We start from the raw sequence: 24,700 nt of genomic DNA on the forward strand, positions 1-24,700 counted from the left end.
GCATTTACATAACGCCCTATGATAAATGATGACCAGTTATGCAATCACATCCAAACCTTCTTCTTTGAGCGATGTAAAGTCAGGTATTGATATAAAAAAAATCCATTTTAAGCTATCATAACCGCAAAATTTTGATGAATTTTGTAATAAATATTTACACCGACCCTCGATTAAATAGGTTTTTTAATAAATGTCAAACGCTACCGCTGACCAAACTCCGTCTTCCCAACTCACCAAGAACCCAAGCAAAAAAATCAAACCCACCGCGCGGGTGCGTAAACGTTTGCAAGACGCCCCACCCGTTACCCTCACAGTGACCAACCTTGCCCATGACGGACGTGGCGTGGCAAGTTACGGTGACCAGCCCGACCATCACCTCGATAAGCATGGCAAAAAAGTATTCGTCAGCTTTGCGCTGCCCAACGAGACCGTGAGCGTCAAAATCACAGGCTCACGTAAAAGTATGGAAGAAGGTGACGCGGCTCTCGTACTGGCAAACCCAAACCCTGAACGCACGACCCCGCCTTGCCCGCATTTTGGGGTGTGTGGTGGCTGTAGCTTACAGCACTGGCAACCCGATGGGCAGATTCAATTTAAGCAATCGGTACTGGCAGAGCTGCTCGAACACCAAGCCCATATCCAGCCTGAACACTGGCTTCCCCCATTGGTGGCTGACCGTTTGGGCTACCGAACCAAGGCACGTATGGGCGTGCGCTATGTCGAGAAAAAAGGCACGGCATTGGTCGGTTTTCGTGAGCGCGCCAGCAATTTTTTGGCAAATTTAAATGAATGCCATGTGCTTGACCCGCGTGTCGGCTTTGAAATTGAACCCCTAAAAGCGCTTATCAGCTCGCTTGACGCCCGTGACCATATTCCACAGCTTGAGTTAGCGATGGGTGAAACGCTTGATGATGTTATCGATAGCAAAAAATCCATCGCCGTCATTGTCCGTCACATGGTGGATTTAGGTGAGCATGATATCGCAAAACTGCAAGCCTTTTTTGCCGAGCGTAACTGGCAGTTATTTTTACAGCCCAAAGGTAGCGACACGGTACATCGTATTGACCCATTGTATGAAAATAATGCCCATGCTCGCCCATCAAGCCTGACTGTGCCACCGACGGGCGGTTTGTTTTATAGATTACCCGAGTTTGATGTCACCTTTGAATTCTCGCCACTGGATTTTACCCAAGTCAATTTGTCAGTCAATCGTAAAATGACCAAGCTGGCGATTGATTTGTTAGATTTGCAGCCAGGCGAGCAAGTGCTTGATTTGTTTTGCGGTTTGGGCAATTTTAGTCTGCCACTGGCGCGTCAAGTGGGTGATACAGGCTTTGTGATTGGGGTGGAAGGTAGCAGTGAGATGACACAGCGTGCCAAAATGAATGCCACCGCCAACGGCTTGCACCATACCGACTTTTTTGCCCAAGATTTGACCAAAGATTTTTCTGCTGAGCCTTGGGTTGGCCAAGTCGATGCACTGCTGATTGACCCACCCCGCTCAGGCGCTTTGGAAGTCATGCAGTATTTGGATAAATTCAATGCCAAACGCATCGTCTATGTGTCGTGCAATCCGATTACCCTTGCCCGTGATACCGCCGTGCTGCTTGAAAAAGGCTATAAACTTACCCATGCTGGCGTGATGGATATGTTCCCGCACACAGGACATGTGGAAAGTATTGCACGGTTTGAGAAACGCTAAAATTTGGCTTTATTCATACAATTTAAATAGCGTACGTTGACTTTGTCGGCGTACCATTTGGTATTGTAGTCACGGCTAAGTTTTGCGCCAGAGATGACCACTTGTGGCATGATGGCGGTAGGTGCGTTTTTGCCAGTTTTCATTTTGTAAAGACTACCGATGGTGCGGTAGGTTTCGGTATTTTCAAAATCTTGGCTTTTTTCTTTTGCCAAATCCATACGTATTTGCCGTTCTGTTAGGCTAATCATGCCTTGTTGTATCATTGATATCAGCGCCTGCTCACTTTGGCTGATATTGGCACTGATTTTATTGCCTTTTTCATAAATCAATAAATCGCCATCATAGTCTATTTCGGCTTTGGATAACTCTTTTAGCATTTTTTGAAAAGCGGCATTACGGCTAGAATACATCCCTGAATTGTAGTCAGCAAAGCGATAAATCGGGTCTTGATAATTGGCTTTGTACAGTAGTAAGCGATGGATACCATAGTACAATCCGCCATATTGGCTATATAGGTCTTTACGCAGTTCAAGGTTATTGCCATTCATACGGCGATGGTCACGCGCATAACTTACTTGCACCTGCATTGAGCCTAACGTGGTAATCGGGTCTAATTTTTCTTCGATATCCCCGCCCACCAATTTGGTGACGCTGTTCAGCTTGCTGGCATAATATTTGCTTGAAAAATACGCAAACATCTGGTGATAAATGTCGTCAAGTTCTTCTTCGGTTTTGACTTTAGCGATTTGTTTTTCAAAGCTGTTGTCAGGCGTGGGCTCAGTTTTTAACATGGTGCGAAAATATGGGGCTAGCGTTGAGCCTAATTTTTCTTCCAACTCCTCATTCATCGCTTTTAGGCTTGATTGCCCCAAATTCGCGACGGGCGGATTGGCTTTAAAATTAGACTCTTGGTCGATAATGGCGACCGCGGTACAAATATTTTGCGCATTTTTTTCTATTTTTAGCGTATCAAATATTTGGTTGATGTCTTGTGCCCAGCTTTTGCTATCTTGTCCACGTTTGGGAATCAGTTTGGCAATTTGTTTGGCACCAATGGGCGAGTTAGCATCGGTTTGCGTTTGAAAATAATCACACCCTGTCAACCCAAGCGATAAAGTCAGCGTTATCGCCAACATCGACAGGGTTTTACCAAAGTTAGCAAGGCTTTTTGAGCGGGTCATGGTAAAATCTGACGCTGCAGTAGTCGCATTTGTAACAAAATGAGATGGTAATTTCATTAAACTTACCTATACTGAACAAGATAGTTTTATCTTAATTTGGATTGAAGTTCGGGCAAATCGCTGATTGGGTCGTTGCCTAACACTCATTTGAGTGATACAAAAATTTTATCGACGGGTTGACTTGCAATTGTTTGCGAATAGACACATCTTAATAAAATTAACACATGAGTAAGCGTAATAAAGTTAGTGTTAAATGGCTAAACATGGGCAACCCTAAAACGGTTAAGATATATAAAGTGACTATGGCATTTGCTTTATTTTAACGTTTAACATTTATTTTAAGGCTTAACACGCCCAAAACCAACGCACTATCATAGCTAAAACGCGCTGCTATAGCGACTACTCTGTCATATTTTATTATTGCTAGCGCAGTATCAAATCAAACTTAATCACACAAAAATTCACAGGGAAAGTGAGTTGATAATTTTAAATGAACAAGGTTAGTTTTTTTGCTCTTTGAGGAAATCTGGTAAGTAAGGTGTAGAATTGACATGGTAAAAATACGAGAAAGTTTGCCGCTATTGGATGGAAAAGACGTTGATCATGATAGTACCACAATGATTGCGAGTATTACTGCCAGCCAGCGTCATTTCACCCATACTGACTTGCCCATTGTCTCTGAGCCTGCCAGCCACATCATCGATGAGCATACCATTGATACCGAAGCTTGGCTGGTATCGATGGCAAAACGCGCCCATCTCACCGAGCTGCCTGAGCTGACCAAAGCCTGTCAACTACTCAAAAATCAAGATTTAAGTACCGAAAGCAACCGCTCTAATGCGTTTTTGACTGGGATTGGGATTGCCGATATTTTGGGTTATCTGTACCAAGATGAAGCCACGCTCGTTGCTGCGATGTTATATCGTGCCGCGCGTATCCAAATTTTTACCCCCAAACAAATTCAAGCCACCTTTGGCGATGAAGTCGCAGAGCTGGTGCAAGAAACCCTAGCGCTGGGTCGACTGTCGGATTTGATAGAAAACAACAAGCGCTTAGAAGACCACTTTAACAACAACCAGCGCGAGCAGTTATCGGGCATTTATAATATGCTCATCTCGATGACCAACGATGTGCGTGTGGTACTCATCAAATTGGCTGAGCGTACTTTTGCGATGCGAGAGCTGTCGTATGCCAGTCCTGAGCGTCAGCAACGGGTCGCGCGTGAAGTCATGACAATCTACGCGCCGCTAGCGCATCGTATGGGTATTGCACAGCTTAAATGGGAGCTTGAGGACTTATCGTTTCGTTATCTTGCGCCTGACCGCTACAAAGAAATCGCCAAATTACTCTCTGAAAAACGTAGCGAGCGCGAAACCTATATCGACCGGGTTGCCCAACAACTGCGCGAGGCGTTAGCTGCACAAGGGATTGACGGGGAAATCACCGGTCGTGTCAAACACATCTATTCGATTTATCGTAAGATGAAACTCAAATCACTGTCGTTTGACCAGTTATATGATATCCGCGCACTGCGGGTACTGGTGCATAACAATGCCGATTGTTATCACGTATTGGGGCTGGTGCATGGTTTGTGGCGTTATATCCCCGAACAGTTTGATGACTATATCACCAACCCAAAAACCAATGGCTATCGCTCGCTACATACCGCGGTGATTGCCGAGAACAAATCGCTGGAAGTACAAATTCGTACCTTTGACATGCACTATGAAGCTGAACTTGGCATGTGTGCACACGTCAACTACAAAGAAGGCACCAAAAACAAAAAAGACGACTATCTGACCAAAAAAATCAGCTCACTGCGTCAGTTATTACTCAATCAAGAAAATGCTGACAATCATGACCCGTTAAAATTTGTATTAGATAAACATGTTGAGCATGAGCAAGGCGAGCTCGATGAAGAAGAACAAGTCGTTGATTTTGGGGAATTTGAGCGGATTTATGTGTTTAGTCGTGATGGTGACATCATCGAATTACCCAAAGGCTCAACCGTGCTTGATTTTGCCTATCATGTGCATACCCATGTCGGCAATCGCGCCCAAGCCGCTCGCGTCAACAAACGCTATGTGCCGCTGACCTATCAGCTCAAAACAGGCGAACAAGTTGAGATTATTACCAAGCAATCACGCGAGCCAAACCGTGATTGGCTAGTGGCATCCTTAGGTTATATCAATACCAGTCGCGCTCGCAGCAAACTGCGCCAATGGTTTAATAAGCAAGACCGTGATAAAAATATCGAAACAGGTAAGCACATATTAACCAAAGAATTGGCGCGCATGTCGGTACACCCTAACAGTATCGATTTAAATGATTACGTCAAATTTTTTAATGCCAAAAACAGTGATGATATTTTGGTAGGGCTAGTCAATGGCAACGTTGAATTGCATAATTTGACCGGTCATATCAGTCGTCATTTAGATTTAGAACCCGAAGTCACTGATACTGAGCTTATCCCCAGCATTCACCCCAAAGCCACAGGCAAGCTAGATGCGTATAAAATCGAAGTCGATGGCTTAGATAACATTGCTATTCACTTGGCAAATTGCTGCTCGCCTGTGCAAGGTGAGCCAATTGCGGGTTATATCACCCAGTCCAATGGCGTATCCGTCCACCGCAGTGATTGCGTCGAATATGAGCGACTAGTAGAGCGTGAGCCTGAACGCGCTATTAGTGCTGCTTGGTATGGCAATAAAGGCAAAAGCCAATTGGTACAAATATACCTTGAATCGTATGACAGACGTGGCTTACTCAAAGATCTTACCCAAATTATCGACCAAGAAAATGTCAATATCCGCCAAGTCGATACCCTAAGCGGGGATGATGATATCGCGCGGTTGAATTTTACCATAGAAGTGACGGGGTTAAGTCAGTTGTCCAAGCTGCTAGCAAAACTAGAGCAGCAACATGGTATCATCTTGGCGCGTCGTATCGTCAATAACAACAAGTCTTAATGCTTTAAATAGGAGTCACACGGCATATGCCAGAATTGCCCGAAGTGCAGACCACAGCGACGAGTCTGCAACCTTTGCTCAATCAAACCGTTGAAAAAGTTAGCGTCTTTCAGCCCAAATTGCGCTGGGCGGTGCCTGATGACTTGGTGAGTTTGGTAGATTATCAACTTATCGACATTGAGCGCCGAGCTAAATATCTGATTCTCACCTTTAAAGGCGCTGCGGCGCAAAAAAAACTGCTCATCCACTTGGGGATGTCGGGTAGCTTACAGCAGCATCCTGTGGGGTTTGACAAGCGTAAACACGATCACGTGATTTTGACGTTTAATAATGGCAAAAAACTCACCCAGCTACATTATCATGACCCACGGCGGTTTGGTATGTTACTGTGGTTAGAGGACTATGAAGACAAGCTGATTACCCATTTGGGTGTAGAGCCGCTATCAGAAGATTTTAGCGCTGACTATCTATATCACCATATCCACAATCGCAAAAAACCGATTGAACGCCCCATCAAATCGGTGATTATGGCGCAAGAGATTGTGGTCGGTGTGGGCAATATTTATGCAACCGAAAGCCTATTTTTATCAAAAATTCATCCGTTGACCCCTGCCCATCTCATCAGCCATGAACAGCTGACTACCTTGGTCGCCCATATTCGACAAGTTCTACAAACATCGATTGAAAAAGGCGGCTCAACGTTAAAAGATTTTACCGTAGCGGATGGAAAAACGGGGTATTTTCAGCAAACGTTACTGGTATATGGGCATAAAGGCGCTGATTGCCCTAGCTGTGGCACTACCATCGAAAACGTCAAAATCAATCAGCGGGCGAGCACGTTCTGTCCCACTTGCCAGCCGCTGATAACCCACAAAAAAACCGTGAAAAAATCAGTGAAAAAACCACTCAAAAAACTGCTCAAAAAACCGCTCAAAAAACTGCTCAAGAAATAGCGGCTCTCCCTTAACGTAAAAAAACCTGCGGCAAAGACAATTTTACTTGATAATTCTTGGCAAAATTGATGTAATGTCCCTGAACTATTCAGCAACAACCTAGCAAAACTTGTTAGGTACAACCTGTCAGTCAACCCCAGTTATTTGGTTATCTAGTTGCCTAATTATTTATTTAGTTAGCTAGTTATCTCATTAATAGTGGCTTGCTGCCAGTTAGGAACCTGCTATGAAACTATTAAATACGATTGCGTCAGCCGTAGCCTTGATGGTTGCAACGACGACTTGCAGCTTTGCCGCTACCGAAATTGATGAAAAAGATTTTGGTCCAACCTATGGCTCCATGGTCGCTGATACCATTGTGGGTAAGCCATTGGGCGCATTGGCAGTGGTGGGCGGCGTGGTGACGGCGATTGCCAGTATGCCATTTACCATCTATAACGATGAAATCGATCAGGTAGAACGTAAGCTGATTCTTGAGCCACTGGCGGCACTCGATCGCTGCTTGGGCTGTACCCCTGCTGAAGACCAATATTTTCGCTCACAGCGCCCTAATAATAACCAAGTGCGCGTCACCGTTGATGGACCTTCTGAGATTTTAATCAACACCAACCAAAAAGTTGTCGTTAAAACCCCTTAGTTTTTTCGTCAACGATTTAAGCAAGCAATTGGCCGCCGCTGATTGCTTTTTTTATGACTGTTATGTTCATGATAACTTTTTTGCACCCATAAATTGTTTGCTATAGTCGCTTTTAAACGAGTCTTATCATCATTTGTCAAAATTTGGCTTACTGCTCGTATAAAAAGCGCTCGTATAAGCTTGTATAAAAAGTTGATTGCCAAGGAAGATAACAGTCATGTCGAACCTAAATCTAAAAACACCGTCAGCATTAGCCTCACACCCTACGCAGCAAACCATTCAAATAGCCACCAAACACCCTGCCACACTTGCGGCGACTGTGTTTCGACCCGATACGGTTAAAGCCGCCGTGATGATTGCGCCCGCAACAGGTATAAAACGCCAGTTTTATCAAAATTTTGCGCAGTATTTAATGGAGCATGGCTATGGCGTCATTAGCTATGACAATGAAGATATTGGCGAGTCGATGCAAGGCGACCTCAAGCATTCTAATGCGTCACTGATTAGTTGGGGGCGCTACGATATGACTGCGGTGCTTGATAGGCTGATTCAAGAGTTTCCCAACACCACCTATCATCTGGTCGGTCATAGCGCGGGCGGTCAATTATTTGGTTTGATGCCCAATCATCACAAGCTCACATCCGTGTTTAACGTTGCCTGTTCGTCTGGGCAAATCCGCAATATGGCGATGCCGTATCGTGCCAAAGCCATGTGGTTTATGGATGTATTTATTCCCGTGTCCAATGTGTTGTTTGGCTATACCCAATCAAGCAAAATTGGCATGGGCGAAGATTTGCCCAAAAATGTCGCCAAACAGTGGCGAGATTGGTGCAATGGCGCAGGCTATATCAAAACCGCCTTCGGTAAAACCGTAAAAAAACACTACTATGATGACGTCAAATTACCGGCACTGTGGCTCAATGCGCCCGATGATGATATCGCCAATGATAAGAATGTCGCCGATATGATTCGGGTGTTTCCCAACATGCAAGCCACCACCAAAACGCTAAAACCCAAAGATTATGGCTTACAGCATATCGGGCACATGAAGTTTTTTAGCCGACAAAACCAACTGCTCTGGCAGCAAACCCTTGATTGGTTGCACCAACATGGGTAATTAAACAAAGGGCATGGTGATTATGCCCCTTTTTTGCTGCTAACAGTAGGATGAAAACATTACTCTAAACCCTATAATTTTAAAAGATAGATTGCTAATAACCCACGCAGTTAAAACGGCACGGGGCTTTCCCATTCCATCCACATACCCGTGTTGGGATGTTTTAAACGTAATTTGCGTGCATGTAAGCAAAGCCTAGGCGATAAATCAAACGCTTGACCGTCTAATACATCTTGCGCGTAGATGGGGTCGCCAAGCATCACATGTCCGATATGCAGCATATGCACGCGTAGTTGATGACTGCGCCCTGTTACAGGATACAAGGCGACACGGCTAACCGCCTTACTCTCACGCAGTTCGTGGTGCAAGGTTTCATATTTCGTATAAGCGCGTTTATCCCAATTCATATCGACGATATGCTTGGGTTTTTGTGATGGATCGTAACGCACCGGCACATCGATCTCGCCTTGCTGCGGCGGCGTTCCCCAGACCAGCGCTTGGTATTCTTTGCTCGGAATACGCTCGATAAATTGTTTGCTGATATGGGTTTGTGCCTCGCTATGGCGCGCAAAAATAATAATGCCTGAGGTGTCCATATCAAGTCTGTGAATAAGTTTGACGTTGGGGTCGGCTTTGAGCAAACGCGATTGCAAGCTTACTTTGAGTTCTTTACCATCCACCGATAACAGCCCGTGCGGTTTGTCGATGACCCAAATATCGTCATCACGATACAAGGTAACTGATTTGGCAAAGTCGTCAAAGAATGACTGCGGCTGCTGACTTTCTTCAAGATTACGCTGTGCAATGGATTCTGGGGTTAACGCTTGGGGGAGTTGTCGCATGGGTGGTTTTTATTCTCTAAAATCTATTTGATCGAAAATTGATAGTATTTAAATCACTATTTGCGCTTTGACCTTTGGCAAACTTTGCCAAAGGCAACTGTCCAAACGCAATTGAAAATCCTTTGGCAGATTTTTTATGTACAACTGTTACGCTTTCGCCATTATCGCAAAGACTTCTTTTGCCGCTTGCAAGGTCGCGTCCAAGTCTTCTTGTGAATGCTCACTACTTATAAAGGCTGCCTCAAAGGCGGATGGCGCAAGATACACACCGCGATCGAGCATACCGTGAAAGAAGGTCGCAAATTTTTGCGCATCGCATTGACACACCTCTTCAAAGTTTTGTGGCAATGTACCGCTATCAGTAAAGAACATCCCAAACATACCGCCACAGCGCGTGGTTTTAAAGCCAATACCCGCATCCTTCGCCAACTGTTCAAGATTATCCGTCAAATAAACGACTTTTTCGCTTAATGCGTCATAAAAACCCTCAGCCGTGAGCAAATCAAACATGGCAATACCGGCACGCATCGCTAGTGGATTGCCTGATAAGGTGCCTGCTTGATACACGCCGCCTAACGGCGCGATACATTCCATAATCTCACGTTTACCACCAAACGCCCCGACTGGCAGACCTGCACCGATGATTTTACCAAACGTGGTCAAGTCTGGTGTGATACCAAAATGGGCTTGCGCTGACTGTAAGCCAACCCTAAACCCAGTCATCACTTCATCAAAAATTAGCACAGCGCCATGCGCGGTACACTCAGCACGCAAGGTATCGTGAAATTCTTGCGTGGGTACAATCATGTTCATGTTGCCGGCGATAGGCTCGACAATCACACAAGCAATGTCATTGCCAAATTGCGCAAAGCAGTCCTTGATGGCTTGTGGGTCGTTGTAACGAATGGTGATGGTATGTTTGGCAAAATCGGCAGGGACGCCTTTTGAGCTTGGTTCACCGATATCTAGCATGCCCGAACCCGCTTTGACCAGTAGACTGTCGCTATGACCGTGATAACAGCCTTCAAATTTGACAATTTTGTCGCGCCCTGTATAGCCACGTGCTAGACGAATGGCGGACATGGTGGCTTCAGTGCCTGAGCTGGTCATACGGATTAATTCAACACTGGGAATCAATTCGCAGATTTTGTCCGCCACCGTGGTCTCAAACGTGGTGGGCGCACCAAAGCTTAACCCATCATCTGCCGCATTTTTGACCGCTTCAATAATATGGGGGTGCGCATGACCCAAAATCATCGGTCCCCATGAGCCTACATAATCTATGTAGGGTTTGCCTTCGGTATCATACATTTTACTGCCACGGGCGCGGCTGATAAAGACAGGCGTACCCCCCACGCCTGCAAATGCCCGCACAGGTGAATTCACGCCACCAGGGATATGGGCTTTGGCTTGTTTAAACAGTAATTGGTTGGTTGTCGTGTTATGTGAGTTATTTGAATTCATGGGGCTCTCAGCTAGATAAATTTTTGCCTATTTTAACAAAATTCGGGGGTATTGAATACGCTTGCCGTCTATCTTGAATTTGGCTGGCTTGACTTTGGTTGGCGAAAAATAAGGGCTCGTTGATAAAAAAATGTGGTTTTGGCTTTTTTGATATGTTCCTACCTTTTGGCAGTAATGGTTTGGCAGCAATGGTAGCGAACTACTTGCTGCTATCTTTAACGCTAAAAAACCCCAATGCCATACACTGGGGTTGTTGTGTTGTTTATCGCATCAGTTTGCTGAGCAATTATTTGTGGTGATTGAATGAGATATTGGGTACTGCCAATTCGTTATATTCACCTTTTTCATATAAAGCCCCGGCACGACCCACAATCAATGGGTCAACTGTTCCCACGACTTTAGGGTCTTTATTGTCGTAAGGTAGTTTGCTTAATACATAGCGCATGGCATTCAAACGCGCGCGTTTTTTATCGGTGGACTTGATGACAATCCAAGGCGATTCTGCACTGTCCGTGTTAAAGAACATGGTTTCTTTGGCAAGGGTGTAATCATCCCATTTGTCGAGTGACGCTTTATCAATGGGTGACAGTTTCCATTGCTTGAGCGGATGCGCTTCACGCTCGGCAAAACGGCGGCGCTGCTCTTCACGACTGACTGAGAACCAGAATTTGATTAAATGAATACCTGAGCTAATCAGATGTTTTTCAAATTCTGGGACTTGGCGCATAAAGTCATTGTATTGTTCTTCGGTACAAAAACCCATGACACGCTCGACGCCAGCACGGTTATACCATGAACGGTCAAATAGCACGATTTCGCCCTTGGTCGGTAGATGCTGGACATAACGCTGAAAGTACCATTGACCCGCTTCTTGCTCGGTGGGTTTTTCAAGGGCGACGACTTTGGCACCGCGCGGGTTTAAGTGTTCCATAAAGCGTTTGATGGTACCGCCCTTACCTGCGGCATCACGACCTTCAAAGATAATGACAATTTTCTGCCCGCTATCTTTGACCCATTTTTGCAGTTTTAATAGTTCAACTTGTAACTCATATTTTTGGGCTTCATAGTTTTTGCGTGACATACGGTTTTTGTAGGGATAACCGCCTTCACGCCAGTTGTCCGCCAATTCATCGTCTTTGTTGATTTTGCTTTGCACGGTGGTGGTTTGGCTGCCAAATAGTTTTTTGACTTCGTTGATTTCATCATTGGACATACCATTGATCAGCGCTTGCAAGTGCTCTGCCATTTTCTCGACATTGCCTGTGGTTAGGTCTTTATTCATGATGCTTTCGATGGCGCGTTTTTTGGCATTGGCTTTTTCACTCACCCCTGCTTGCTGCGACTGCTCAAGCAACACTGTGGGGTCGGTCTCATAAGGTTGGTCAATACGCTCGGTCGCTGGTGTTTTAGTGCTGCGGCGCGCTGGGGTCTTTACAGCTAGGGTCTTGGCAGGCTGCGACTTTTGGGGCTTCGCTTTATCCGTTTTGGCATTGTCAGTTTTGGCGCTATTTGTCGCTGTGCTATTGGGGGGGATTTGCCATGTCTCACTCCTTAAATTCAATGGTCGGCTGATGGGTTGAAGTAAAGTGTAACAAATTATTTACTATTGACTATAGACCATTTAAAACCAAGCCACAATCGCTTTTTGCCCTATATTCTGGTCATACTTTTCACTTGTAGTCGAGTCAAAAAAGGCGTTTAATAGCATTAGGTATATAAGGGAATTAGTCATCGGGTGAGGATAAACTGGATGACTAAATATCTTCAAGCTTTAGCACATCATAAGCGGGGGTTTCATACGGGTGTGCCTGTTTTAAGGCTTGCACCACCGCTTTGATGCGCTCATCTGCAACCACCATCTCGACTCGCCATTCTTCGATTGTTTGTAATTGATTGGTGGTACCAATAAAGGCTTGATTGCCTGCCAATGGCATAAACTGTCCTGTACCCAACACCTGCCAACAGCAATACTGATAATTGCCAATCTGCCCTGCCCCTGCGTCAAACAAGGCTTGCTTTACAGCCTCTAGATAATCGGTCGGTATGTATGTGGTGAGTTTATACATGATTGGTTTTTTCATCCCTGTCATTATTAGGTACTTGCCTTAATCTAGCATATTTTTTTTGCAAAAAGCCATTTAGTAATCCGTTTTGTCCCCCTATCGTTAAATCCGCTTACCAAAAAAATTATCCCTTAAACTAGCTATACATTATATAATATTTTATAATGTATATTATTACGAAAATCTCAAGTGTCTTATTCAGGTGGCGTATGTTGTTATTTTCTATTGCAGATTATAGTCATCCATTGGTGGGTGGCATGTTGATTGGGCTCTCTGCGGTTATGCTTTGGTGGAGTATTGCCAAGATTGCTGGCATCAGTGGCATTGTCGCCAGTCTTTGGCAGCCAAACTCACCCGATTTTGCTTGGCAATTGGCGTTTTTTGTGGGCTTGCTGGTATCGCCTTGGGTTGTTGGTCGGTTATTTGGTTTGCCAACCATCACGGTGTCATCATCGCCTTGGCTTTATGTCATCGCAGGGTTATTGGTCGGTGTGGGTACGCGGATGGGCTCAGGGTGTACCAGTGGTCATGGTATCTGTGGCAATGCGCGCTTTTCACCCCGCTCATTGGTGGCAACCATTGTCTTTATGTCCGCAGGGTTTGTGACGGTGTTTATCGGTCGTCATTTGTTGTCATTGATTTAATTGAGACGTTAGGGACATCTATCATGCGAAAAGAAATTGTGTTATTGATCAGTGCTATCTGTGGGTTGGTTTTTGGTACAGGCTTGATTGTCAGTGATATGGCAAACCCAAAAACCGTGCAAAGCTTTCTTGATCTTGCAGGCGATTGGAATCCTGCATTGATGTTTGTGATGGTTGGCGCGCTCATTGTCGCGACCATCGGTTTTAACTTAAGTCGCTTAAAAAAGACCAGTCTATCGGGTGCGCCATTCCCACCGATTCGCCGCGGTATTGATAAGCGCTTGGCGATTGGGTCGATGATATTTGGTGTCGGTTGGGGCATCGCTGGTATCTGCCCTGCCCCTGCGGTGGTGCTCATGGGCATGGGCATCTGGCAAGGGGTGGTGTTTTTTGTCGCCATGCTAGTGGGTATGGGGATGGTGATAGCGTTTGATAAAACCCAATCTGCTTAGTCATCAGTTCAGTCATCAGTAGGGTGAAATAACCGATAAAACCCACCCGCCATGAGCCAGCTTGCTAGTTGCTGTGGCGTTTCTGTTTGCCCTTGCCGCACCCAATGAATATAGGTGTGATACAGCATTCCTGAGGCAAATACCAGATTGTACTCCCCGCTTTTATCCTGTGGCGCTGTCATAGCTTGGCAAGTCAATGCCTGCTTTTTGCGGTATTCGACAAAAATTTTGCTATTAAGGAGGGTGTCTAAAATCAGCCCTTCAAAGCCTTGATTGAGCAAAATCTTGGTTGATAACTCAAACTTGCTCAGATAGTCAAACACGCGTACCAAAAATGCATAAAACTCGGACTCGCTTGCCGCCGTCAAGTCGATAAAAGGAAAATCATGCTCAATCTGCGCCAAATAGTCTTTGAGTAGCGCAAGTTTGCTATCGTAATTGCGGTAATAGCCCATGCGACTCACGCCCGCCTTTTGGGTCAGCTCGGTGACGCTGATATCAGCAAATGGGGTGGATTCCATGAATTTGAGCAGCGCTATGGCGAGCGAACGTCTGACCACGGTGTTGGCATTGCCCATGATATGCGCCTGCTGTCCAAAATCACTCAAACTCGACTCAATACTCGTACCCGTGGGCGATGGAAGCGGTGTGAAGGTTGGCTTTGGCACGCGTTAATCCTTTCAACTCAATCCTTTACTTAATTTATCAAAACAAAACAAACCCAAATGTCACAGTTGCAGCAACCTGCTGAAAAATTAGTATACCCTAATCAGGTAGCGGGTTGAACAGTTTAGCGGTAAACCGCTGTTATACAAAGACAGATACAGCCAAAAAGTCACTGCAAAGTAGCCCGCGGCAGGTCAGCTATAAGGACAACTATTCAAGATAACTATTAAGGACAACTATTAAGGAAAATAAGGGGAAAGCGATACATGGAAGGTCAATCATTTGATACGGATTTTTTGATCATCGGCTCAGGCTTTGGCGGTAGCGTCTCAGCGATGCGACTGACCGAAAAAGGCTATCGCGTGATTATCGCGGAGCAAGGCAAGCATATTTCTCCTGAAACCATGCCCAAAACCGTGCGCGATATCAAGCAATTTTTGTGGTTGCCTGCGCTCAAGTACAAAGGTTTTTTTTCGCTTCAGCTATTTAAGCATGTTATGGTGTTGCACGGTAATGCGGTGGGCGGTGGCTCAATCACTTATGCCAACACCTTATTACAACCAGAAGACAAAATCTGGCAACAAGGTAGCTGGGCAGGACTTCACGACTGGCAAGCGGTGATGCCACAACATTATGAGACCGCCAAACGGATGCTAGGCGTGAGCCAAAACAAAAAAATCGGCAATGCAGATTTGATGCTACAAAAAATGGCAAACCTGAGTGGCGTGGGCGATAGTTTTTATCTCACCGATGTGGGCGCCTACTTTAGTGAACATGACAAGTATGCTCACCCCTCTGTCAATGGTGACCCGTATTTTGGCGGCGCAGGTCCTAAGCGCAGTCCTTGTATAGGCTGTGGTGGCTGTATGGTAGGCTGCCGTTATGGCGCCAAAAACACCCTAGATAAAAACTACCTGTATTTTGCCCAAAAAAATGGCGCTACCCTGCTCGCTGAAACCAAAGTCACGGATATAGTACCGATAGCCGATGCTAGCAAATCGCCAAGCGACCCTGCCTATCAAAACGGTTCACAAGGCTATCGGGTGACGCTGCAATCAGCGGATAAAGGCAAGTATCAAATTACTACCCAACAAATTGTGCTGTCAGCCTCCAGCCTCGGTAGCCAGAAACTGCTGTTTGAGCAGCGCCATAAAGGCAATATGCCCCATATTTCCCCTTATCTTGGCAAGCGTATCTATACCAATGCTGAATCTTTGCTAGGCGTGCGATTTTTGGATGACCAACATGGCGCCATGAGCGATGGCGTGGCTATTGGCTCTGGGATTTATTTGGGCGATGGCACACACATTGAGGCGACACGTTATCCTGAAGGTTTTAATATTGCCTCCTTTTTGGCGACGTTAAGTAATTATAAAAACGGCAAAAAAATCTCGCTATTGGCTTGGTTATGGTGTTTTATAGTGCAGTTTATCGTCAAGCCCCGTCAGGCGTGGCGTGCATTTCGACCGCATAATATGGCAAAACAAAGCCTTATCTTGCTATGTATGCAAAGCACGCCGTATGCGCTTGAAATGCGCTATCAAAAAAGCCCGTGGTGGCGGGCTTGGTTGGGTAGTCGCTACCAGATGCAAACCTATGGGCCTGCCATCCCTGCCTTTATCCCAGAAGCGAGCGCGTTTGCCGAGCAGACGGCAACCCAAATGGGAGGAATTGGTTATGGCGTGTTGTCGGAAGTATTTTTGAACATCCCAACCACCGCGCATTGTATGGGTGGGATTTCGCTGGGTAACTCAGCAGCAGATGGCGTGGTCGATAAGTACCACCGATTGTTTAATTATCAAGGGTTTTATGTCTGCGATGGCGGCAATATCTCGACCAACTTGGGCGTCAACCCAAGCCTCACCATAACGGCGTTGACAGAGCATGCTATGAGCCATATTCCGCCCAAAGCAACCCAGTTACTGCATGCTGCGGATACCACCAGGCAAAACGTGACGCTCGTGCAAAAAGATGCTAGCAAGATACCGGCTTAACTGCTATGTTGAGTTAAAATTTAACTAAATGATTGGGATAATACACATGACACCTCAAGACAACTCAGATTCAACTAATTCGGATGCAACTATCAATACCATGCAGCAGCAGTTCGACATCATGCGGACAGCTAGCCGCCAAGACCAATATGTTGATTGGTCAATTCGTAGTGCGTGGCTAAAAAAGCTAGAACAGCTGGTGATGGATAACCAAAGCGAGATTATCACCGCTATTCATGCCGACTTTGGACAACGCCCAGCGGCTGAAACCACTATGCTTGAACTGTTCCCAACGCTTGAAGCCATTCGTTATACACAAAAACATGGCAAGGCTTGGTCTGCCAAACAGCCGGTCAAAACTGGGATTTGGTTTTTGCCCGCTCGTAGCTATATCCAGCCACAGCCGTTAGGGCTCGTAGGCATTATCGCACCTTGGAATTATCCGTTGTATTTGGTAATTGCGCCACTGGCTGCCGCATTGGTGGCAGGCAATCGTGCGATGCTCAAAGTCTCAGAAGCGTCACCGAATTTTGAGCAGTGGCTGGCTAATGCGTTACCCAAGTATTTTGCCGCAGACGAAGTGACTTTGATTACAGGGGGTGTCGAAGTCGCGCAAGCCTTTAGCCAATTACCGTTTGACCATTTGTTTTTTACCGGCTCTACCGCAGTGGGCAAACATATCATGAAAGCCGCTGCCCAGAATTTGACCCCTGTCACCCTTGAGCTGGGCGGCAAATCCCCTGTCGTGATGACACCGAGCGCTGATGTGGCAAAAACTGTCAACCGCGTATGGACAGGCAAAACCATGAACGCAGGGCAAACCTGTATTGCGCCTGATTATGTGTTGATGCAGGCGGATAAGAAAAACGCCTTTATTGAACAATCAACCGCATGGCTTGACGCCCACTACCCCAATCTTGCAGACAACCCTGACTATAGCTTTGTCATCAACCCTAAACAAGCCAGCCGCGTGCAAGGTTATCTTGATGAAGCCAAACAGCGCGGTGCCACCCTCATTCCACTGACCGATTATGAAGTGAATATCGAGACTGGATTTTTCCCGCCGATGATTGTCACCGATTTACCCAGCGATGCTAAACTGCTGACAGAGGAGATTTTTGCCCCTGTATTGCCACTGGTGTCCTACCAAGACTTGACGCAGGCAGTGGCGTATGTGAATGAGCGTGACCGCCCACTGGCGCTATATGTGTTTGGCGAGGACAAAGCCGACACCGACTACGTGCTCGCGCATACAGTGAGTGGCGGCGCGTGTATTAACGAAACGATTTTTCACATTGCTCAGCAAAATCTGCCGTTTGGCGGTGTTGGGGCATCAGGGATGGGGCGTTACCACGGCAAATATAGCTTTGACACCTTCTCTCATCCAAAAGCGGTGTTTAAACAAAGTCACCTTAATTTCGCGCATTTGCTTCAACCACCGTATGGCAAGACCTTTTGGAACATGATGAAGGTGATATTAAAAGCCTAGTGTTTGCAATGCTTAGAGAAGCTTGTATGGATAACATTGCCTAGATAACCCAGCATAGACGACCTTGCCTAGATAACCTTTACTGTCGCTCTTGTAAATTAGTAACGTCGTATGTGCTAGTTGATTGGTATGTGCTAGTTGATTGGTATGTGCTAGCTCATTGGTAATAGTTGTCGTGCTTTTTGAGCCACCAGTTCATGTTATCTTGGCGTTTGGCGCGAAATTGCTCCAATCTTTTGGCAATAGCCGCATTGTGCGCTCGTGCGGTATCAAGCCCAAACAGAATCGGCACACTGACAAGCACGCCATAGCGCCATTTTGGGCTAGGCAGTCCCAAGCCATCGCCAATATCATCACCCACTAAAGTACGTGTGACACTGGCATTGACCCGCTCAACCAGCTGTCCACGTCTGTTATCTTCACCCATAATTTGCGAGGGTAAATCATGCAGCGCTTTGGCGAGAGGTTTACCAAATTCAAAATCTAATTGCTGGGTTGCCAAATAGCTATAAAGCCATGCCCACGCCTCGGTTTCATCTTCAGGAATGCGTGCCAGCTCAATTCCCATCCACCAACTTGCCAGTTGCCATAAGTGCATGATGCCTTGTGATTCTTCAGCGCTGATTCTTGCCCCCAGTAATTTTAGTCCGCGCATAATGAGTAGCGAAAACTGCAAGTGGGTAGCCACCATGTCAGTTTGGTTGATGGGTAACCCCCAGTAGCCACTGTCCCAATCATGGCGGCATAATTGTTGTCGTACCAGACCGTGTATCTGACGCACTTGTAGACTTTGTCGCCAGCCTTCTGTGCCAATTGCCAATGGGGGTTGCTGGTTGCGGCTAATCGCTGGGTACTCAGACACTGCCAAAATATAGGCATAGGTTCGCATGAGCCTCGGCAATGCATCATGCACTAACGCCCCTGTTTTGATAAGTGGCAATGACAGCGCAGGGATACTATACCCTGCCATTAGCGCGACATTACGCAGTAACCAAATCAGCATCAACGGATAGCGCCGATAGGCAATTGCGCCAATCTCGGCAAGCTTGGCATCATACCAACTTGGATATTGGCAAAACTGCTGATACAGCGTCTCAAACGCTGGCTGTTGCAATAACGCTTTGGCTGCCGATACATTACTTGTTTGCGCTATCCCTTGCTCATGCAAAATCAATTGCTGCAGGGGTTTGGCAAATTTGATACCGCTGGATAACAGCGCATCGACAGGCTGATCTGCGACACCATACCCCTGCTGCATCTGTTGCAATAAATCCTTTGACACCTCAAAATCACGGGGCAATAAAAATCGTTTGATACGCTGCAACACTTGTAAATCAGCATGGTGGTCAATGTCAGTATTGCGCCCCAATGTTGGCAAATCGGTTTGATAAAGCGGGTTCATAGCAGTGATAAATCAGTGATGAATGAATGGATAGCCTAGCGCATTTTGGCAACTAAAAAACACTTATGCGCCAAAAAAATCGAATTTTTTTGTTTAAAAATGTTAGACCTTAAGCGACTGAGTGTATTTACTAGATGGATTTGACCGTAGCTTGCCTGATGGGCTTCAATGACCTGTGGGATAATGCTTGGTTGGATAATGACGGGTTGGGTAATGATGACTAGCATAGCGCTAGTCCATGTAATATGTATAATTTCACATTTATAGAACTATTTTGTCGCTGACGCTAAGCCTATTTTTGATTACACTATAGCCAACATCTCTTGTCTTAACAGTATCAAAATCGAGCTATCCTTTGAAATCACCTAGAATCTTAGAAACGCCACCCAATTGGACCGAGGATGAAAAACCCGCGTTACCCGGTTCCCCGCCGAGTATTGCTCACTCTCGATCAAAAAGCATATTGTACTTTGTCATCGGCGTTTTTATTGCAATTTGTGGTGGCTTGGGCAACGGCATTATTACCGCCAATCTACCGCAAATCCAAGGCGAATATGCATTGACACCCTCACAAGTGGCTTGGATACCTGCTGTGTATGTGATGGCAAATGTCAGCGCCAACCTGCTGCTGTTTAAAGCGCGTCAACAATTTGGATTACGCTGGTTTTCTGAAATATCCCTACTGATGTTCATGCTGGTGATGTTTATCCATATATTTGTGCAAAACTATCCGATGGCTTTATTGGTCAGGGCGATAGGAGGCTTTGTCGCCGCGCCGTTATCCTCACTTGGACTTTATTATGTGATGCAAGCCTTTAGTAGTCAGTATCGCCTGCAAGGTTTGTATATTGGTTTTGGGGTCAGTGCGCTGGCGATTCCGTTGGCTTGGATAATGTCGCCTTATTTGGTCAATGTGAACGACTGGACTCGGCTTTACACCTTTGAGTTTGGTTTGGCGCTGTGTTGTTTTGCGATGGTGGTCGCCGTCAAGTTGCCACGAAGTTTACGTATCGAAGTGTATGAAAAGAAAGACATTCTCACCTTTTTGTTATTGGCGCCCGGTTTTGGGTTACTGTGTGGGGTGTTGGTACAAGGGCCTATTTTATGGTGGGACTCACCCTTATTGGCGTATATGCTCATTGGCGCGTTGGCGCTGTTGATGTCAGGCTTTTTCTTTGAGCATTACCGCAAAAATCCTTTGATTATGACCCGCTGGCTGGGGAGTTTTGCGTTATGGCGTTTTGTAATAGGCGCTTTTTTACTGCGTTTGATTATGTCTGAGCAAAGCTACGCGGTGGTGAATTTTTTAAAATCCCAAGGTCTCATGTCCGACCAGTTTGTGGGTTTTTATACGGTCATATTTTTTGGTATGTTGGCAGGTTTGATAGTCAGCGCACTGACCTTTTCACGTGATCATTTGATTCCGCCGATGGTGGTAGCGACTTTGCTCGTAGCGATTGCCAGTGTGTATGATGCCAATATGCTCACCAGTGAAGTACGACCCCAAAATTTTTATCTCAGTCAATTTGCAGTCGCGTTTGCAGGCTCACTGTTTATGGGTCCATTGGTATTGATGGGATTTGGGCTGACGCTACGACAAAGCGTCAATCATGTCATCACCTTTATCATATTGTTTGGGGCTACCCAAAACTTTGGCGGGCTGGTAGGCTCGGCTTTTTATAGCACCCTGCAACAGCAGCGCACCCAGTATCATAAACAAAGTATTTTGCAGCAAATGCAATCGACAGATGCCACGGTAACCCAGCGGCTTCAACAATACCAAGCAGGGTTTAAACCCGTCATCACCGACAGCAATTTGTCGCAGCAACAAGCCCAACAATCCCTCAACCAAATTGTCACGCGAGAAGCGCAGATTAAAGCGTATGGCGATATCATTACTGTCAACAGTTACATTGCCACGTTTTTATTTGCTTGGGGTATGATTAATATTGCGCGCAAAAAATATATTGAAAATCGGCAAAAAGCAGCAATTAAGCAAACATAGACTGGATACGCTAGATGGGTATAACAAGGCGACCCAATTAGATAACTGTTTTTAGATAACTGTTTAATGATAAATAAAATTTAATCATCAATAAAATGCTTACGGAAAACCCAACTTATGAGTAGTGAAGCAAAAACCCAAAATGATGCGCCAGCTGATGACAGCGATAATAAACCCACACAGGCGCCTGAAAAGATTATCAACCCTAGACCGATTACCTTAATTATCATGTTGGTGGTTTTTTTGCTCGGTGTTGGGGTGATTTTATGGGCATGGCATTTGGGTCCGTTTAATACGCCACTGCAACAGACTGAAAATAGTTATGTCAAAGGCAATATCACCCTATTGTCGGCACAAATTAATGGTTATATCGAAAAAGTCTACGTTACCGATTTTGAGGACGTCAAACAAGGTCAGCCGTTAGTTAAAGTCAGCAGTGCTAATTATTCACAGCAAGTGGTACAAGCCGAATCAGGACTGGAACAAGCGACTACTAATTTAGCCAACCAGCAACAAATCATCGAGCAGCGCAAAGCCGATGTCAAAGCCGCGCAGGCAAAAGTAGCACAAGTTAAAACCCAGCTAGAATTGTCTATCCAACAGCTAAAACGACTAGAATCCTTGGTCGGCGTTGGCGCCGTGTCACAAAATGAAGTCGATACTGCCAAAGCGGCGGTTAAAAACAATGAAGCACTGATGAGCCAAGCAATAGCCAGTGTCGATGTCGCCCGCGAAGGTCAAAAGACCGCAGAAGTAGCAAAGATTGGTTTGGTGGCACAGATTAAAAGCGCCAATGCACAGTTAAATCAAGCCAATACCAACCAAGAATATGGCTTAATCACCGCCCCAATCTCGGGTAAATTAGGGCAAATCAATATCCGTACCGGTCAGCTGGTGACGCAAGGCACGCAGTTGGTTTACCTCATTCCAAAATCGATGTGGGTCATTGCCAATTTTAAAGAAACCCAAATTGATAAAATGAAAATTGGGCAAAAAGCGTGGTTTACTGTGGATGCCCTAGGCAAACAAAAATTTACGGGGGTAGTCAAAAGCATCTCCCCCGCAACAGGGTCAGAATTTAGTGTCATTAAAACCGACAATGCCACCGGGAATTTTACCAAAGTAGTACAGCGCATTTCTGTACGCATCGACATCGATGGCAACCAAAGTCGTCTGAATGAATTGATGCCAGGCATGTCGGTAGTGGCAACAGTAGATACATCAAGTTAGCAAATTAACCCTTGTTTATTCTCCTCTACCAAACTCAGTTTGGTCAGATAAGCTTAAAAAATCTTTCGCTAAATAAGCTGGGTTAGGATATTGATAGAACCCCTCACCCGTGGCTTCACCCAGTTTGTTGGTATCGACCAGTTCTGCTTTGAGCTTTTCAGCGGGCTGCTTTAAGGAGGGGTTCGTTTTTGCCAGTTCATTAAAGATGTTGTAGTTGGTTCTCATGCCATTTTTATCCAAAATCGCCATCGGTCCAAAGGGTGAACCCGTGGCTATCATCCACGTTTTATCAATGGTTGCGGCATCGGCAACCCCGTTTGCCCACAGTTTTAACCCCGCTACCAATAACGGAATCAATAAGCTATCAAGCACATAGCCCGATTGTTCTTTTTTCACCGCTATCGGTAACATAGCAATGGCTTTGGCAAATTCGATGACGTCAGCATAGACTTGTGGGTCACAGCTTGCTGCCGCCATCAACTCCACCGTATTACGGATATGGATATGATTGGCAAAGTGCAGCATCAAGAATTTTTCTGGACGGTTAGTGAAGGTCGATAACACGCTTGGCAATAGCGTTGATGAGTTACTGGCAAACACGGTTTTGGCAGGGGCGGCGGCTGAGGCTTTTTGATAAAAATCTTTTTTGATGTCTAAGCTTTCTGGCACCGCTTCAATCAATAGGTCTGCATCTTTTAACGCCTCATGCAAGTCCGTGGTGTAAGCTAAATTTTTGCTAGCTGCTGCCACTTGTGTATCGGTTTCACCTAGGTCATGCTGATGCTGACTGGCAAGGTCGGTAAAGCGGGCTTTCGCCTTAGCAATCGCGTCATCGTTAATGTCATAAATAGTCACGTTAAACCCATGAAACGCACATTGCACCGCAATTTGGTTGCCCAATACGCCACTGCCTGCCACGGTAATATTTTTATAGGGTACTTTGGATAAATCCGCTTTGGGTGGTTTTAAAAAATCAGGATTTTTAAAGGCGGGATTGGGGTATTGATAAAACCCTTCACCCGTTGGTACGCCCAGTTTATGTTGCTCGATATACTCTTTTTTAAGCATATCAACGACCGCTTGGTCTTGTTGTTTGCCCTTAGCCACAGCAAGTTTGTAAATATTGTAAGGGGTAGTCAGCCCAAGCATATCATAAAAAGCAAATGGTCCCATCGGCGAGCCTGTGCCAAGCATCCAAGTTTTGTCGATGGTTTGAATGTTAGCAATGCCTTGGATATACAGCTGCATCCCTGCATTTAACCAAGGATTGAGTAGTGAATTTAGTACATAGCCCGAGGTTTCTTTGTTGACGATAATAGGCACCATGCCGATTTGTTTGGCAAACGCGGTCACCGCATCAAATACATTAGGGTCAGTATCAGCATGCGACATAATTTCGGCAAGATTGCGTTTCCAAATCTCATTGGCAAAATGCATCATCAAAAACTTAGCAGGACGGTCGGTAAATTTGACCAAATCACTGGGCAACATGGTAGATGAGTTACTGACAAATACGGTTTTCTTGGGGGCGGCGGCTGAGGCTTTTTGATAAAAATCTTTTTTGATGGCGACATCTTCGGGCACCGCTTCAATCAACAAGTCTGCGTCTTTTAAGGCGGCGCTTAAGTCTGAGCTATAACGCAAGTTTTGCTCTGCCTGTTTGGCTTGTTCGCTTGTCTCGCCCAAATCATCCTGATGACGTTTGGCGATATCGGCAAATTTGGTTTTGGCTTTATTGAGCACCTCGTCATTGATATCATACACAACGACTTTAAAGCCATGAAACGCCGCTTGTACGGCGATTTGATAGCCCAAAACACCACTGCCTGCGACTGTTATGTTTTTAAAGTTAGAAAGGTTATTCGATTCTGACATACTATGCTCCTAGCG

At 45.6% G+C, this 24,700-nt stretch carries 19 protein-coding genes; 11 read left to right on the top strand and 8 right to left on the bottom strand.

The window, feature by feature from the left end; all coding sequences use genetic code 11:
• Positions 1-190 precede the first annotated feature (190 nt).
• A complete protein-coding gene (rlmD, locus tag RT143_RS03045; protein ID WP_313091062.1) occupies positions 191-1,702 on the top strand; it encodes a 23S rRNA (uracil(1939)-C(5))-methyltransferase RlmD in 1,512 nt (503 codons plus the stop codon).
• Here rlmD and RT143_RS03050 read toward each other — a convergent pair.
• The gene (locus tag RT143_RS03050) at positions 1,699-2,883 is read right to left on the bottom strand and encodes a DUF1615 family protein (RefSeq protein ID WP_313091095.1); all 1,185 of its coding nucleotides are present in this window, start codon (positions 2,881-2,883) and stop codon (positions 1,699-1,701) included. The genes rlmD and RT143_RS03050 overlap by 4 nt on opposite strands.
• Before the next feature lie 551 nt (positions 2,884-3,434).
• On the opposite strand from RT143_RS03050, the gene RT143_RS03055 reads away from it, so the two are divergent.
• From RT143_RS03055 to RT143_RS03070, 4 genes are all read left to right on the top strand, one after another.
• Positions 3,435-5,852 carry a RelA/SpoT family protein gene (locus RT143_RS03055; protein ID WP_313091064.1) on the top strand — a complete coding sequence of 806 codons (2,418 nt, stop codon included), beginning with the start codon at positions 3,435-3,437 and terminating at the stop codon, positions 5,850-5,852.
• A gap of 26 nt (positions 5,853-5,878) precedes the next feature.
• Positions 5,879-6,805 (top strand): bifunctional DNA-formamidopyrimidine glycosylase/DNA-(apurinic or apyrimidinic site) lyase, encoded by a 927-nt coding sequence (gene mutM / locus RT143_RS03060; protein ID WP_313091066.1) that lies wholly within the window; start codon positions 5,879-5,881, stop codon positions 6,803-6,805.
• Between the two features lie 226 nt (positions 6,806-7,031).
• The gene (locus tag RT143_RS03065; protein ID WP_065262556.1) at positions 7,032-7,442 is read left to right on the top strand and encodes a hypothetical protein; all 411 of its coding nucleotides are present in this window, start codon (positions 7,032-7,034) and stop codon (positions 7,440-7,442) included.
• A 217-nt stretch (positions 7,443-7,659) separates the two neighbouring features.
• Complete coding sequence (locus tag RT143_RS03070; RefSeq protein WP_313091067.1) at positions 7,660-8,559, top strand: alpha/beta hydrolase family protein; 900 nt, start codon at positions 7,660-7,662, stop codon at positions 8,557-8,559.
• A gap of 110 nt (positions 8,560-8,669) precedes the next feature.
• On the opposite strand, the gene RT143_RS03075 is transcribed toward RT143_RS03070, so the two are convergent.
• The 4 genes from RT143_RS03075 to RT143_RS03090 all read right to left on the bottom strand — a co-directional run bounded on the left by RT143_RS03075 (position 8,670) and on the right by RT143_RS03090 (position 12,931).
• Positions 8,670-9,401, bottom strand: a complete 732-nt coding sequence (locus RT143_RS03075) for an RluA family pseudouridine synthase (RefSeq protein WP_313091069.1) — start codon at positions 9,399-9,401, stop codon at positions 8,670-8,672.
• Positions 9,402-9,548: 147 nt separating this feature from the next.
• The gene (hemL, locus tag RT143_RS03080; protein ID WP_313091071.1) at positions 9,549-10,865 is read right to left on the bottom strand and encodes a glutamate-1-semialdehyde 2,1-aminomutase; all 1,317 of its coding nucleotides are present in this window, start codon (positions 10,863-10,865) and stop codon (positions 9,549-9,551) included.
• A gap of 286 nt (positions 10,866-11,151) precedes the next feature.
• A complete protein-coding gene (ppk2, locus tag RT143_RS03085; protein WP_409519681.1) occupies positions 11,152-12,426 on the bottom strand; it encodes a polyphosphate kinase 2 in 1,275 nt (424 codons plus the stop codon).
• 193 nt (positions 12,427-12,619) lie between these two features.
• A complete protein-coding gene (locus RT143_RS03090; RefSeq protein WP_138018521.1) occupies positions 12,620-12,931 on the bottom strand; it encodes a YqfO family protein in 312 nt (103 codons plus the stop codon).
• Positions 12,932-13,137: 206 nt separating this feature from the next.
• On the opposite strand from RT143_RS03090, the gene RT143_RS03095 reads away from it, so the two are divergent.
• Together RT143_RS03095 and RT143_RS03100 are read left to right on the top strand one after the other, a co-directional pair.
• Entirely contained in the window at positions 13,138-13,572 is a 435-nt protein-coding gene (locus tag RT143_RS03095) for a YeeE/YedE family protein (RefSeq protein ID WP_313091073.1), read from the top strand.
• A gap of 23 nt (positions 13,573-13,595) precedes the next feature.
• Positions 13,596-14,024 carry a DUF6691 family protein gene (locus tag RT143_RS03100; protein ID WP_313091076.1) on the top strand — a complete coding sequence of 143 codons (429 nt, stop codon included), beginning with the start codon at positions 13,596-13,598 and terminating at the stop codon, positions 14,022-14,024.
• Positions 14,025-14,032: 8 nt separating this feature from the next.
• Here the strand turns inward: RT143_RS03100 and RT143_RS03105 are convergent, their stop codons facing one another.
• Entirely contained in the window at positions 14,033-14,692 is a 660-nt protein-coding gene (locus RT143_RS03105; protein ID WP_313091078.1) for a TetR/AcrR family transcriptional regulator, read from the bottom strand.
• 264 nt (positions 14,693-14,956) lie between these two features.
• Here RT143_RS03105 and RT143_RS03110 point away from each other — a divergent pair, with 264 nt between their 5' ends.
• Positions 14,957-16,684 (top strand): GMC oxidoreductase, encoded by a 1,728-nt coding sequence (locus RT143_RS03110; RefSeq protein ID WP_313091079.1) that lies wholly within the window; start codon positions 14,957-14,959, stop codon positions 16,682-16,684.
• Positions 16,685-16,730: 46 nt separating this feature from the next.
• Positions 16,731-18,173 carry a coniferyl aldehyde dehydrogenase gene (locus tag RT143_RS03115; RefSeq protein WP_313091081.1) on the top strand — a complete coding sequence of 481 codons (1,443 nt, stop codon included), beginning with the start codon at positions 16,731-16,733 and terminating at the stop codon, positions 18,171-18,173.
• A gap of 157 nt (positions 18,174-18,330) precedes the next feature.
• On the opposite strand, the gene RT143_RS03120 is transcribed toward RT143_RS03115, so the two are convergent.
• Positions 18,331-19,575, bottom strand: coding sequence for an oxygenase MpaB family protein (locus RT143_RS03120; protein ID WP_313091083.1), 1,245 nt, complete (start codon positions 19,573-19,575; stop codon positions 18,331-18,333).
• A gap of 355 nt (positions 19,576-19,930) precedes the next feature.
• On the opposite strand from RT143_RS03120, the gene RT143_RS03125 reads away from it, so the two are divergent.
• Together RT143_RS03125 and RT143_RS03130 are read left to right on the top strand one after the other, a co-directional pair.
• Positions 19,931-21,580, top strand: coding sequence for an MFS transporter (locus RT143_RS03125; protein ID WP_313091084.1), 1,650 nt, complete (start codon positions 19,931-19,933; stop codon positions 21,578-21,580).
• Between the two features lie 117 nt (positions 21,581-21,697).
• Positions 21,698-22,810, top strand: a complete 1,113-nt coding sequence (locus RT143_RS03130) for an HlyD family secretion protein (RefSeq protein WP_313091086.1) — start codon at positions 21,698-21,700, stop codon at positions 22,808-22,810.
• A gap of 15 nt (positions 22,811-22,825) precedes the next feature.
• On the opposite strand, the gene RT143_RS03135 is transcribed toward RT143_RS03130, so the two are convergent.
• Positions 22,826-24,685: a 3-hydroxyacyl-CoA dehydrogenase gene (locus RT143_RS03135; protein ID WP_313091089.1), complete on the bottom strand. Its 1,860-nt coding sequence runs from the start codon at positions 24,683-24,685 to the stop codon at positions 22,826-22,828.
• Positions 24,686-24,700 lie beyond the last annotated feature (15 nt).

Origin of the sequence: Moraxella sp. CTOTU48268 (assembly GCF_032069585.1) — a bacterium.
GTDB lineage: Bacteria > Pseudomonadota > Gammaproteobacteria > Pseudomonadales > Moraxellaceae > Faucicola > Faucicola cinerea.